At 34.6% G+C, this 14,434-nt stretch carries 13 protein-coding genes; 8 read left to right on the top strand and 5 right to left on the bottom strand.

The features are described from left to right. Complete coding sequence (locus HCJ50_RS04760; protein WP_185346649.1) at positions 1 to 459, top strand: methylated-DNA--[protein]-cysteine S-methyltransferase; 459 nt, start codon at positions 1 to 3, stop codon at positions 457 to 459. Between the two features lie 111 nt (positions 460 to 570). Here the strand turns inward: HCJ50_RS04760 and HCJ50_RS04755 are convergent, their stop codons facing one another. The 5 genes from HCJ50_RS04755 to HCJ50_RS04735 form a co-directional block, all read right to left on the bottom strand. Next, positions 571 to 1,764, bottom strand: coding sequence for an MFS transporter (locus HCJ50_RS04755; protein ID WP_185346651.1), 1,194 nt, complete (start codon positions 1,762 to 1,764; stop codon positions 571 to 573). A 144-nt stretch (positions 1,765 to 1,908) separates the two neighbouring features. Next, on the bottom strand, positions 1,909 to 3,117 hold the full coding sequence (locus HCJ50_RS04750; RefSeq protein WP_185346653.1) for an MFS transporter: 1,209 nt from the start codon (positions 3,115 to 3,117) through the stop codon (positions 1,909 to 1,911). 746 nt (positions 3,118 to 3,863) lie between these two features. Continuing rightward, on the bottom strand, positions 3,864 to 5,165 hold the full coding sequence (locus HCJ50_RS04745) for a hemolysin family protein (protein WP_185346655.1): 1,302 nt from the start codon (positions 5,163 to 5,165) through the stop codon (positions 3,864 to 3,866). A 253-nt stretch (positions 5,166 to 5,418) separates the two neighbouring features. Beyond that, positions 5,419 to 6,288, bottom strand: a complete 870-nt coding sequence (locus tag HCJ50_RS04740; RefSeq protein ID WP_185381085.1) for a cation diffusion facilitator family transporter — start codon at positions 6,286 to 6,288, stop codon at positions 5,419 to 5,421. Between the two features lie 63 nt (positions 6,289 to 6,351). After that, the gene (locus HCJ50_RS04735) at positions 6,352 to 6,777 is read right to left on the bottom strand and encodes a low molecular weight phosphatase family protein (RefSeq protein ID WP_185346659.1); all 426 of its coding nucleotides are present in this window, start codon (positions 6,775 to 6,777) and stop codon (positions 6,352 to 6,354) included. Positions 6,778 to 7,100: 323 nt separating this feature from the next. Here HCJ50_RS04735 and HCJ50_RS04730 point away from each other — a divergent pair, with 323 nt between their 5' ends. The 7 genes from HCJ50_RS04730 to HCJ50_RS04700 all read left to right on the top strand — a co-directional run bounded on the left by HCJ50_RS04730 (position 7,101) and on the right by HCJ50_RS04700 (position 14,346). Continuing rightward, positions 7,101 to 9,242, top strand: a complete 2,142-nt coding sequence (locus HCJ50_RS04730; RefSeq protein ID WP_185346661.1) for a PBP1A family penicillin-binding protein — start codon at positions 7,101 to 7,103, stop codon at positions 9,240 to 9,242. 102 nt (positions 9,243 to 9,344) lie between these two features. Continuing rightward, a complete protein-coding gene (locus HCJ50_RS04725) occupies positions 9,345 to 9,542 on the top strand; it encodes a PLDc N-terminal domain-containing protein (protein ID WP_185346663.1) in 198 nt (65 codons plus the stop codon). Beyond that, complete coding sequence (locus HCJ50_RS04720; protein WP_185346665.1) at positions 9,542 to 10,447, top strand: ABC transporter ATP-binding protein; 906 nt, start codon at positions 9,542 to 9,544, stop codon at positions 10,445 to 10,447. Before HCJ50_RS04725 ends, HCJ50_RS04720 begins: the two co-directional genes overlap by 1 nt. Continuing rightward, a complete protein-coding gene (locus HCJ50_RS04715; protein ID WP_185346667.1) occupies positions 10,444 to 11,238 on the top strand; it encodes an ABC transporter permease subunit in 795 nt (264 codons plus the stop codon). Before HCJ50_RS04720 ends, HCJ50_RS04715 begins: the two co-directional genes overlap by 4 nt. Before the next feature lie 68 nt (positions 11,239 to 11,306). After that, positions 11,307 to 12,674: a class II fumarate hydratase gene (fumC, locus tag HCJ50_RS04710; RefSeq protein WP_185346669.1), complete on the top strand. Its 1,368-nt coding sequence runs from the start codon at positions 11,307 to 11,309 to the stop codon at positions 12,672 to 12,674. Between the two features lie 103 nt (positions 12,675 to 12,777). After that, positions 12,778 to 13,911 (top strand): DUF445 domain-containing protein, encoded by a 1,134-nt coding sequence (locus HCJ50_RS04705; RefSeq protein WP_185346756.1) that lies wholly within the window; start codon positions 12,778 to 12,780, stop codon positions 13,909 to 13,911. 81 nt (positions 13,912 to 13,992) lie between these two features. After that, complete coding sequence (locus HCJ50_RS04700) at positions 13,993 to 14,346, top strand: YlbF/YmcA family competence regulator (protein WP_185346671.1); 354 nt, start codon at positions 13,993 to 13,995, stop codon at positions 14,344 to 14,346. Positions 14,347 to 14,434: the final 88 nt, after the last annotated feature.

The following is a 14,434-nucleotide window of genomic DNA, read 5'->3' as shown; positions in this document are numbered from 1 at the left end:
ATGGAGAAAAGATATTATGACTCAATGTTGTTTATGGATGTAGAATTATATCTTGTTGCGACAGATAAGGGGATTATTTATGTTGGTACTGATAAAAAATGGCTGGCTGATGCAGTATTTAATAGTAACAAATTGACCAAATATAAAGATGCGCTTGTTGCTTATGGAAACAAAGAATTGAAAGTTTTCGATTTTCCAATTGAACTAACAGGCAGTGAATTACAAATAGCAGTTTATAAAGCATTAAAAACGATACCATATGGAGAAACAAGAACCTATACAGAAATTGCTGAACAAATCAATCGTCCAAAAGCAGTCCGAGCTATTGGGACAGCGATTGGCAAAAATCCATTATTGCTCATTATCCCATGTCATCGCGTCATCGGTAAAAACGGAAAATTAACTGGTTATAGTGGTGGTTTATTAATGAAAGAAGCGTTATTAATGCTGGAAAAATAATTGAAAAAAGAACAAGCAAGAATTATTGTATAGAACCATTTCAAAAAATGGAATAGACAAGATTCTTGCTTGTTCTTCGATTTAGTACTATTTTTGCCACGACTTTTTTAATTAAATAGTATCGCGTCTAAATTTTCTTTTTCGAACAAAAACGATCATTAGCAATATCAATCCAAATAGTGCTATGCCTGAATTTAATAAAAATATCGCCGCAATATCAATTCGAGAAATAGCTGCTGCAATCAACGGAATACTAAATACGGCAATTCCTTCAGCGATAGTATAGAGGCTGGTAACAAAACCTTTTCCTCGAGCAGAAACTTCTGCAAGTAATGTTAGACCTAGTTGAATAATGCCGCCTGCTGAGAAGTAACCAAGCAAGAAAGCCCCGACGAGACAGATAATTTCATTTGGGAAGGCGAATAGTACAAAGGAGATTAGCATGGTCATAGTGACATATGTTATCAATATGTATAACGTCTTAACGCCACGATTTCCAAGAATAAAAGTAACGCAGACACATAAAATTGCGCCAACACTTGCATAACTAACAAGTAACCTTGAAGCATTATCTGTCATATGAATTACCTCAGAGCCGTATTTTGCAATCCATTGGCTTATAATATAAAGCAAAGTTTGTGCTACAAAACCAAATAGAATCAGGCAAAGCTCATCAATACTAAAATGAATTTTTGACCATTTTTCTTGGGCTACTTCTTTTTCCAAATCTAGCGGCTTTCCAACAGTCATTGGTGGAAAGTGTCGAGTCAATGTATATAGTAAGTTAATTAGCAAAATAGCAATTAACACAATAAAACTCCAACCATACCACAAGTTATTTGCTAAAATAAAAGCAATCATAAATGGTAAAAGGAATTGTCCGGCTTGAACGAATGCTTTCACTACAATATTTGCAGATGCTGCTTTTTTCGGATAGGCTTCCATAAGAGCTGGATAAGTACCAGTATCTAAAAACGAGTTAGCGATACCAGCAGAAATCCCAAATGCATAAGCAACTATCGTATTCGGACTTAGCAAAATCCCGCCTAAAAAGACGATATAAAAGAATACCCCAAGAATGACAGATAATTTACGACCAAACTTATCTGATAGTTTACCAGAAACAAAAACGGCTAATAATTTCCCAATCCCAAACGAGGATACCACACCAGCAGCTCCAGCAATATCTGTATTCCATTTCTGAGATAAAAAATCAATATTTTGTGCAATGATGATTAATGCCATCCCATGAACGAAATAATTCATATAAAGTCCAAGTGATGTAGATAAATATTTATTTTTCATAGTTTGCTCTCCTTTATGCAGGTGCTTTGGTGGTTATTAGATGCATCTTCTTTATAGATAAACAGCTTGTGCATAATTGTGTTTTTATTCACAATGCGAATATAAGTTCAACTGAGCAGCTAGCTACTCAGTTGGTTGGATAGCTTATTTGATTGCAAGATTAGCTTCTTTTTTATAACGCATATTAACAAAGATTGCAAGTAAGATACCAATAATTGTTATTACTACATTAAATAATAGCACATATTTTGGTCCTTCGATACCACCTGTTTTAGTAATGTAACTGGCAATATTTAAAACAATATAATTAGCAAGGCTAGAAGAAATCATGACTATTGATGTGATTTTTCCTTTGTTGGTTGGGAAAAATTCGTTGGCAGTTGATACGGCTAGTTGTAAAACACCACCTGCTGCAGAATATCCAATGACAAATCCACCAATCAAACAAATTGCAGGTGTTTGAACAATATAGATAATTAGTAACATCAAAGTTGCAATAGCTGGGTAAATAATTAGAATACGAACTGGTAAAATAAATTTTTTCACAAGAACAGCTGTAATTAAAATCGCACATATTGTTCCAAGAGAATAGAATGATTGAATTTTACTTGGATCAGTCATCCCGTACAATTTTCCGAGTTCTTGGTTGCAAGTTAGCCAAAGTTGGAAAGTCGCGGTACAAGTAAATCCGATACCAATAATGGCCCAACTCGTTGCAGTGAATTTCATTTTTTCAGTTTTAGCTTTTTCACCGCCGACATTATTGTTTAGTGGAGGAAATGGCATAAAGGCGATAATTAAACCATCAATTACAATTAAGGCCATTGAAACAATGAAGAGTGTGCGGAATGACATGTTTGCTGCCGCTACAATCCCGATTGCAAAGGGCAAAACAAATTGTCCAATAGAAATGGAGAACTTCGTAAACATGTTAGCAATTGCACCATTTTTAGTGAAAATTTCTAAAACAGAAGGTGTTACTGCGGTGTCCAAGAATGAGTTTGCTGCTCCTCCGATAAAAGCAAAGGCATAGGCGATATACATATTTGGTGCAAAAGCAATTCCGATAAAGTAAACCGCATATAAAGCGACACCAATCAACGCAGAAGGTTTACGACCAAATTTATCTGAAAAAGGTCCAGATATAGGTAATGTAAGTAAGCGCCCCAATCCTAACGCAGCAATAACTGCGATAACTGCGCTAACATCAAAAGTACCATCAGAAAGCGTATCAGCGCCCCAAACTCCGGCGAAATCTTGTTTGTATTGGCCAATAATAGAAACCCCAATACCATGAATAAAATAAGTAAAATAAAGTGCAATAGCTGTTGGATAAAATCTTTTTGCGTTCATTTTTTTCTCCTCTCGAAATCCTGATGAATTTTTTTAAACTAAAATAATTTTTTTCTGAAACGAGGTGTCTTACCTTACGTAGTGTCAAATATGCGTTTCAGGACATTATGTATGCAACGCTTGTTACTTAGTTTTGAAAATTTTTCAAAATCCATTCTATATCCCTTTTCGTCTAACTAGCTGTCGGTGCAGTGAAGGTATTCTTGTAAGGTTTTATTCTCCTCCCTAGATTAAAATTGAAAAACTTTGATAATATTTTCACAAGTGTGCGCAAAAAAATAAAACTATGCGTCTAAAGGAAATTTCAGATGTGATAATCCATCCAAGTATTGTATTCTAAAAAACGATTGTAAAATTTATCACATACTTCATTAGGCATTAATTTCACTACCACACTTTACATATTAATTGTAGTATGACTGTTCCATAAAAACAAATTGGTATTTTTCTATTAATTAATAGAAAATATGCATAGATTCTATTTGGTGATGAGAAAAATTAAGCGATTAAGCATTTTTTATTGTTTTATTCAGCAAGTCTAAATGGAGTAGGGCACTTGATTAACTGAATTTAATTGGACCATTTCTTTGTGAAAATAGAAGCAAAAATCTCGCATTTATTTAATATAGATAGAATCAGAAAAGATGGATAATATTCATTTTTTGCTTAAATAAAAAAAGCAATCTGTTTTAGCACCCTCTAAAGTGTCGTAATCAAAGGGCGCTAAAACTGCAGATAGCTTTTTATTAGTCGTTTTTCTTTGTAATTTCAATATATTCAATATGGTGCGGTTCGCCTTGCTTGACTCGGAAAATGAATCCATCATAGTCAATTTCATCCCCAACTTCTACTTCATAATTTTGAGTGAGGAACCAACCGCCAATCGTATCCACTTCTTCTTCTTCAATATCGGTACCTAAAATATTGTTTACTTCATCAATTAATAATTTAGCATCAACAATATAATGACCATCCTTGATTTTGCGGATTTCAGGAATTTCATCAGCATCAAATTCATCGCGAATATCTCCAACGATTTCTTCCACAATATCTTCTACAGTTACAAGTCCAGAAGTACCACCATATTCATCAAGTAAAATTGCGATATGAGAGCGTTCCCGCTGCATCCGGAAAAGAAGTTCTTTAATCGGTATCGTTTCAATAACCCGTATGATTGGTTTCACATATGGATCAATACTAAAACTTGGATTCGAACCGTGTTCTACATAGGCTGACAAAATTTCTTTTAAATTAAGTACCCCAATCACATGGTCTTTATCGCCATCAATTACTGGATAACGAGTATAACGTTCGTTTCGCATAATATCGGATAACTCACCGATAGTCGAACCAGTATCAACAGTAACAATTTCTGTACGTGGAATCATCACTTCTTTGGCCATCCGTTCATCAAAGTCGAAAATTTTATTTACATAGCGAAATTCCGATTGATTGATTTCGCCACTTTTATAACTTTCTCCAACAATGATTTTTAGTTCATCTTCTGTATGAGCAATTTCATGTTCAGAAGCTGGCTCTAAACCAAAAAGACGTGCAATAAATACTGCTGAACCATTTAAAATCCAAATAAATGGGAACATGACTTTGTAAAAAATATGCAACGGACGCGCTACAGCAAGTGCGACTGTTTCCGTTTTATCAATTGCCAGCGTTTTTGGTACAAGTTCTCCAACAACAACATGTAAAAACGTGATAAAAAGAAAAGCAATGGTGAAAGAAAGAATTGTAATCGCAGACTGAGGTAGATCCATCATGCTAAACAATGGATGTAACGCAGCTTCTACGGTAGATTCACCTAACCAACCAAGCCCAAGGGAACTAATTGTAATCCCCAACTGGCAAGCAGATAAATACGCATTTAAATGGTTATAAATGTATCTAGCAAGTGCCGCTCGCTTATCTTTTTCCGCAATTAGTTGATCTAATCGGCTCGGTCGCATTTTTACAATCGCAAATTCTGTTGCCACAAAAAATGCAGATATAGCAATAAGTAAAGCTATAATTAAAAATTTAATGGTTAATATCAATAAATCGCCTTGACAGAAATTATTCTGCTAAGGCAAACACCTCCTAATTTAATATAAATAAGCTTATGATAAAACTATCTATAATAGAAGAAAAAACGTTTTGGAAGAGAACTCCTCCAAGGTTAGGATGTTATTTTCCATTCTAGTTAGATAATTTGACTGAATTAGTTTCTCTGCCCCATCGAATATTCCCTCCCAACAAATGATACTTAATCTAAATTATAGTGGACTTTCTGAATATTGACAACGAATATTATTCAAAAAATGGTTCGATATGGACTAAAGTAAATGCACCTTTATATTCATTTCGGATTTTTTGTTCGACTATTTCCGTGATTTCATGGCTCTTTATTACATTTAATTCCGGATCAACAGCAATAGTAGCATCAATCCAGATACGATTTCCGTTCATTCGTGCTTTAATATCAATCACTTTTTTAACATCAGGAACCGAAGCAATTAAATCATGAATCGTTTCTAGTTTTGAAACATCAAAACCATCTGTTAGTGTATGTGCCGCATCATAGAAAATTTTAATTGCGGTATAAATGATTAACACACCTACTAAAAATGCTGTAACTAAATCAAGCCAAGGTACACCAAAAACAGCACCAATAATACCAATAAACGCGCCAAAACTAACAAATGCATCTGAACGATTATCATAGGCCGCTGCTCGAACAGCCTGGCTATCAAGTTTTTTTGCCAAACGATGATTATATAGATAAATACCATACATAAACACACCGGAAAAAAGTGCAACAACTGCTGTCAACATCGAAGGAGAAGTAAAGTCTTTTTCAATTATATGAACAATGGAACTCCAAATTACTTGAACACCCACTAAAAACATAATAATAGAAGCAATTAAAGAACTGATGGTTTCTGTGCGGCGATGGCCATAAGAATGGTCAGCGTCAGGAGGAATCCTTGATATTCTAAGGCCAATTAATAAGGCAACTGAAGCAATAATATCCGTCGTATTATTTAATCCATCTGCGAGTAATGCATCTGAGTTACCGAAATGACCAGCTACTATTTTTAAAATGGAAAGAAATATATAAGCAAATATGCTCAAAAATGCAGCTTGCTCTGCTTTTTTTAAATCATTATATCCGTCCACTATGTAAACTCCTCTCTTTTTTTAATATAAAAATCCCGCCTACGAGTGGCGGGACAACGAAATTTAAGCCTCTATCAATACGTGCTCTAAATTTTTAACTGATAAGGCAATGTTATCACAAACTTCTTGATAACTCGCCCATTTTTGAGGTAACGCTAATTCCTGTTCTGGATCATCAATGTCCCAATATATAATTTTTTCTTGGATGTCCGTAGGGAAATTTGGAGCAATTTCATGTGCAGAATCATAAATTGTTACAATGAGATCAGCATCTGCCAGTAATTTTGAGCTAGGGGAATACGATAAGCTTTTAGGCGCTTCAATAGCAAACTCATTAAGCGCTTCGGCAATAAATGGTGTTGCTTTTGATTTAAGCCAAGAACCACTAATGAATTTAACATTGCTAACTGAAAGTCGTCTCGCCCATGCCTCTGCTATGGCACTTCGAATATGCGTTTGTGATAAAAAATAAATTAGCTTTTGCGTCATATTCCAAATCCTTTCCGGCTTAATAATGCTACCCATGTAAAACATGATGCCTTTACTTGTTGTACACAGCATAAAGGTGATTCTTATTACCAAAAAGATAAGTGATGGTAACAGTTATATGTACCCTTTTTAAACCACTAGAAACATGAAAATAAAGAAATTGTAAAAAAGAGGTTAATAAATATGTAGGAAATATGGATTATTACAAATTTATTACAAAAATCGGTCTAAAGTTGGTGGCATAAAATTGTGTTTTAACGTAAAATACGGGTATAACTGTGTTTTCAGTTATTGAATACCGTGTAGAAAGATAGGAGAGTTACATGGATAAATTTAAACAACAACTCATAAAATACCTTAAATTATTTTTTGGATTTATTGGTAAATGGATTGGTATTGGCTGGCGAAAATTTAGACGCTTTTGTAAAAATAAACATGTTGGAAAGATATTTTTACTTGCGGGACTGGTATTTTTATTAACTTTTATTATTTATCTCGTAGTTGTAGCTAAGTCTGCCGATATTGATGCCTTAAAGAAAGGGTTAGAATCGGCAACAATTATTTATGACAAAGACGGAGATAAAGCAGGAGAATTATCCTCGACGGATGCTACCTTTGTTTCCATCGATAAAATTTCAGATAATCTTCAAAATGCGGTCGTTTCAATTGAAGATAGAAGATTTTATGAACACAAAGGTTTTGATTTAAAAGGAATTGCTCGTGCTGGTGTTAATTTGATTACAAATGGCGGAATTTCTGGTGGCGGAAGTACTATCACACAACAGCTCGCCAAAAACGCTTTACTAACACAAGAACAAACTTTTACACGAAAAGCAAAAGAAATTTTCATGGCTAGAGAAATCGAAAAAACCTATTCTAAAGATGAAATTATGGAAATGTACTTAAATCGTTCCTATTTTGGAAATGGGGAGTGGGGTGTTGAGAATGCCTCCTTAAAATATTTTGGTAAATCTGCAGCGGACTTAAATGTACCTGAAGCAGCAACAATTGCGGGATTACTCCAAGCACCGAGCGCATATGATCCATACGAGCATATTGATAAGGCAACAAATCGGCGAAATATGGTATTAAACGCTATGGTTGAAACAGGGGACATCACAAAAGCAGAAGGTGATAAATACAAAGCAACTAAAATTGTATTAAATGACCAATCAAAAGATCCGCTAGCAAATAAATATCCATGGTATGTGGATGCAGTAATTAATGAAGCTGTAAATGAAGCAGATATAACGCAAGACGAAATAATGCAAAAAGGCTATAAAATTTATACTGAGTTAGACCAAAATTATCAAACATCTTTAGAAAACGTATATGAAAATGACTATTTATTCCCTTCTAATGCAAGTGACGGCACATTAGTTCAATCAGGTGCAGTTCTAATGGATCCGGCAACTGGTGGGATTCGAGCGTTAGTTGGTGGACGAGGAGAACATGTTTTCCGAGGATTTAACCGAGCGACACAAATGAAAGCCCAACCTGGTTCGACTATGAAACCGCTAGCTGTCTATACGCCAGCACTTCAATCAGGTTATGAAGTCGATTCAATGTTAAAAGACGAAAAAACAACCTATAAAGGCAACTACACACCGACCAATGTTGGTGGGGTTTATAGTGGAGAAGTACCAATGTATACAGCAGTTGCAAATTCTATAAATGCACCAGCCGTTTGGTTGCTCGATCAAATTGGTATAGATAAAGGTGTTAAATCAGTAGAAAAATTTGGCATTGAAGTTCCTGAAGAAGATCGTACACTCGGACTTGCTCTAGGTGGAATGAGTAAAGGAGCCTCTCCAGTCCAAATGGCTACAGCCTATTCTACATTTGCTAATAATGGAGCAAAACCTGAATCACATATTATTACTAAGATAGTTGATCCATCAGGTAATACGGTTTATGAAAATGTTCCAAAAACAAAACAAATTATATCTGAGACAGTTTCAAATGATATGACGTCCATGTTACTAGATGTAATCAATACAGGAACAGGACAAAGTGCGGCTGTTTCAGGACACGAAATGGCAGGTAAAACTGGATCAACACAAGTTCCGTTCGATGATACAAGTGGTACAAAAGATCAATGGTTTGTTGGTTATACACCTAATTTAGTTGGAGCTGTTTGGATGGGATTTGATAAGACTGATAAAGACCACTATCTCACAACAACAAGTTCATCCGGCGTATCTAGCCTCGCACATTATGTGATGAATAGCGGGCTGAAATATCAAAAAGCAACAGATTTTGATACGAAAAGTGCCGCTCAAGAAACCGCAGCGAAAAAAGAAGCCGCAGAAAAAGAAGAAGAAGAGGGCGATTTCTGGGGAGGCGTCAAAGAAAAAGCAGATGAAGCTGGTAAAACTATTAAAAAAGGTGCAGATAAAGTAAAAGAATTCGGTGGTAAAGTATCAGATGGCATTGGAAACATGCTAGACTCGATCGGGAATTAATAAAAAGACACTTCATTGAAAATTTCAGTGAAGTGCTTTTTTATATTGCTATATTATTATAACTGTTATACAATATGTATAACAATAAAACGAGGTGAAATAATGGATAAAACACAAATAGCATTAATTATTCCAATAATTATTTTGTATCTAGCATTATTATTAACAGCTATTATTGATTTAGGAAAAAATTGGCAAATTCGAAAAAACCCACTTATTTGGTTATTTGTCATTCTCTTTATTAACATTTTAGGACCAGTAATTTATTTTGTTTTTGGTCGAAAAGAGGCTGGAAACTAATGGAAAAACTAGAAATTCAAGGATTGAAAAAGAAATACAATGGTAAGTTGGTTGTTAAAGAAATTAATTTAACGATTTATAATAAGGAATGTGTAGCGCTTATTGGACCAAATGGTGCTGGGAAATCAACCATTATTAATATGATTGTACAAACTTTACCCCCTGATGGAGGGCATATCACACTTGATGGAAAAGAAGCAAAATTGGTTCGTCAAAAAATTGGTTTTTTACCACAATATCCAGAATTTTATGGTTGGATGAATGCACAAGAATGTCTTCGCTTTATGGGAAGGTTATCCAATATGGAGAAACATGACTTAGAAACGCGTATTCAAGAAGTTTTACTACAAGTAGGATTAAGCGATAGTGCTAAAAAGAAAATTAGTACATATTCAGGAGGAATGCGGCAACGTTTAGGGATTGCACAGGCCATTTTACATCGACCAGAATTACTAATATTAGATGAACCAGTTTCTGCACTGGATCCAATTGGACGTCGTGAAATCATTTTATTGTTAGAGGAATTAAAAAAAGAAATCACCATTTTATTTTCAACACATATATTGAAAGATGCAGAGGAAATCTGTGACCGTATTGCGATTATAAAAAATGGGGAGTTAATAATTGATAAAACGGTAAATCAACTCATCCAAGAAGAAAGCTCCTCTATTTTTGATGTAGAATTTATTGGAGATGCAACTGCATGGCAACAAATACTTATACAAAATGATTTTATTGAAAAAATCGAAAAAATGGGGATGGTATATCAAGTACATTCGAACAACAGAAAAGCTTGTTCAGAAGCAATTTTAAAAGCGTTATTAGATATAAATGGTGAAATTATTCGAGTGGAGAATAGACATCAAAACTTAGAAGAAATCTTTATGGAGCAGGTGGGTAAATGACGCATTTTAGTGCACTCATAGGAAAAGAATGGCTAGAGCAACGGCGTAGTTTGAAAATCATTTGGTTACCAATTGTTTTTGCGCTTCTGGGGCTAACTCAACCAATGATGATGTATTTCTTACCAGATATACTAAAAGCTTTTGGGACGGGAAATGAGGCTGAACAAGTTATTAACTTAATGGGAAATCAATCTGCACAGGCAGTAATGGCTCAAACATTAGGTTCTCAGTTCGATCAACTTGGAATAATTATCATTGTCGTTGCGCTAATGGCTTGTATTCAAAGTGATAGAACAAAAGGAATGCTTGCTTTTATTATGACAAGACCAGTAAACACCATAGAATATGTTTTATCCAAGTGGGTAATGCAATGTCTCATGGGACTGGGTTCTTTATTAATAGGCTACATCTTAGCAGCATATTATACTTATTTCCTTTTTGGAGAATTATCTATAAATACATTAATAGAAAGTTTTTTTGTATACGCATTATGGTTTGTTTTTGTGATTAGTTTGGTAGTTTTTGCCAGTGCTGCTTTTGATAGTAGTGCAATTGTTGCAATGGTGAGCGTATTTATTGCGATATTACTAGGCGTTATTAGTGGATTTGGAGGCTGGGTACAAATGTTTAATCCAGCATATTTAAGTAAAAATGCGACGGCGCTTATTATGCCAGGTCAATCAATGGATTATTATTTGCCAACCATTTTCATTACTATAGCATGGATTGTCCTTTTAGTAATATTAACTATTTTTATGGTGAAAATAAAACCACTTCAAAAAACAGAATAACAAATAATTTATAAGTACTTTGCGAAAATAGCCTTCGTATAATAAAATAGAAAAAAAGGGGTGGCGAAGTGGAACGAATAGAACGAGATACATTGGGAGAAATTTCCGTAGATGCGACTAAATTTTGGGGGGCGCAAACCGAACGTAGCAGAAGAAATTTTGCGATTGGTGAAAATCAAATGCCAAAAGAAATTATCCGGGCTTTTGCAGAATTGAAAAAAGCTGCGGCTAAAGTAAATGCAATGGAAGGGAAACTATCACAAGAAAAAGCAGTTGCAATTGCTCAAGTATGCGATCAAATAATTCAAGGACATTTAGATGAGCATTTTCCATTAGTTGTATGGCAAACTGGAAGTGGAACGCAAAGCAATATGAATGTAAATGAAGTTATTGCGCATGTAGCGAATCAGCAGTTAACAGGAAGTGTGATTCATCCAAATGATGATGTAAATATGTCACAAAGTTCAAATGATACTTTTCCAACAGCCATGCATATCGCAGCGTATCAAGCATTAGTGACCAAACTTTTACCAGAGTTAAATGAAATGCATCAAGTATTAACGGCTAAAAAAGAAAAATATATGAATCTTGTTAAAATTGGTCGAACACATTTACAAGATGCGACTCCACTGACGCTTGGTCAAGAAATTAGTGGTTGGGAAGCTAGTATTACAAACAATAAAAATTATATAGAAACAAGTATGAAAGCAATTTTACCACTCGCAATTGGTGGAACAGCTGTCGGAACGGGATTAAATGCATCACGAGATTTTGGTGATAAAGTGGCCCAAGAATTAATGAAACAAACCGGCTACAATTTTACTTCGGATGCTAATAAATACTTTGCATTAACAAGTCATAGCCCGATTAATTTCGTACATGGAGCAATTCGCAGTCTTGCTGCCGATTTAATGAAAATTGCAAATGATATTCGTTTCTTAGCAAGTGGACCTCGTAGCGGAATTGGCGAACTAACAATTCCAGCAAATGAACCAGGTAGTTCTATTATGCCTGGAAAAGTAAATCCGACGCAGTGTGAGGCAATTACAATGGTTGCCGCACAAGTTATGGGAAACGATACAACTATCAATGTTGCTGCAAGCCAAGGAAACTTTGAATTAAATGTGTATAAACCAGTTATCATTTTTAATTTTCTAGAATCTGTTCAATTACTTTCCGATAGCATGCGTTCATTCAGAATTCACTGCTTAGAAGGTCTTGAAGCAAATGAAGCAGTGATTGAAGCAAAAGTAAATGATTCTCTTATGTTAGTGACAGCCTTAAATCCTCATATTGGTTATGAAAAAGCAGCACAGATTGCTAAATTAGCGTTTACCGATAATTCAACCTTAAAAATAGCAGCTATAAAAACTGGTTTTGTAACCGAAGAAGAATTTGATTTATGGGTTGACCCACTTAAAATGACGAATTTGTAATCTCATACTTTAGAATGAACTTCCCTAGAAACAATTGTTGTCTAGGGATTTTTCACGTATAATGAAAACACTTTTACTAGATAAATATGAGGAGATGCAAACCATGCCTGTGTTATTTACTATCATTCTAATGGCTATAATTGGCGGATTTATTGGAGCAATGACAAATTTTATTGCTATCAGAATGCTTTTTCGTCCATATAAAGCCATTTATCTTTTTAACAAACGGCTACCATTTACACCAGGGCTTATTCCTAAACGTCGCGATGAATTAGCAGAGCATATCGGAAGCGTAGTTGTTAGTCATTTACTCACAGAAGATGCTATTCGTAGTCGTTTATTAGACACGAAATTACAAAAAGAAGTGACTGAAACTTTTATTAAAATGTTTCAAGAAAAAATGACACTTGAAACTACCCCGAATGAGTTACTAGAAATTTTAGGCTACCAAAATGCAGAAGTTCGCTCCGTTGCATGGCTGAAAAATAATTTAGAAAACCAGCTAAATCAATTTTTTTATAAACACCAAGATACTCGCATTGATAATATAATTCCAACAATGCTGGAATCAGAACTTCAAGCCAAATTGCCACATGTGACAGAAAGAATAGTAATTAAAATGAGTGATTTTATTACAAGTGAAAATGGTAAAATTCAAATAAAACAAATGCTCCAGAATTTTTTTGCAGAACATGGCAAAATGGGGAGTATGGCAAGAATGTTTATTAATACCGATACTTTTTCAGAAAAAATTCAACAAGAAGGACTAAGGTTGATTAGCCAAGAAGAGACTAAAAATATGCTTAACCAATTGCTAGCGACAGAGTGGCAAAACTTTAAATCAAAAGAATTACAAGAACTTGTGCCTGTAGAAAAGCAAGCTGATTTAGCAGAGCAGCTTACAACAGATATAATTCAAGTGATTCCGTTTGGAAAATTATTTAACCAACCAGTCCAAAAATTCTTGCATAATTATGAAAGTATCATCAATGAAAAAATCATTCCTTTTACAGTAGAACGATCACTTGATTTTGTGGCAAAACATAGCTCGGAAATGGTTGGGAGACTTAATTTAGCCCAGCTTGTAGAAAAACAAATTGCCACATTCTCTTTACCTGAAATCGAAAAATTAGTTATCGAAATTTCTGGAAGAGAATTAAAAATGATTACTTATTTAGGCGGAATCCTAGGTGGTTTTATTGGGATTGTTCAAGGTATCCTCGCAATCTGGATTTAGTTCTTTTATACTGGAATAACGAGCGACTTTTTGTTATAGTGAAACAGAAGTGACAAATACAGATATTTGGAGGATTTATCAATGGCAGTTAATATTTATGATTTAGCACATGATTTAGACAAAGGAATTCGTGAAACACCTGAATTTTTAAGTTTACAAGAAGCATACCGTGATGTGAACAAAGATGCAGAAGCAAAAGCAAAATTCGAGCGTTTCCGTGATGTACAAGTAACAATCCAAGAAAAACAAATGACTGGTCAAGAAATTGACGACGAAACGGTTCAAGTAGCACAAGAAGTAGCACAAGAAGTTCAAGAAAATGCAACAATCGTGAAATTAATGGAAAAAGAACAAGCAATGAGCACGATTATTAATGACTTAAACCGCATTATTATGACGCCATTACAAGATTTATATAACGTAGCAAACGATTAATTTTGACAAAAAAGTGGTTCTGGTATTTGTTATTAGCTTAACAATACCAGAACCACTTTTTTTGTTTGAAAGGCTTGTACCCGCTGAT

This window comes from Listeria immobilis (assembly GCF_014322765.1).
Taxonomy (GTDB): Bacteria; Bacillota; Bacilli; order Lactobacillales; family Listeriaceae; genus Listeria; species Listeria immobilis.
Note: the sequence above shows the minus strand (reverse complement) of the source record. Positions and strands in the feature narration are given on the sequence as shown.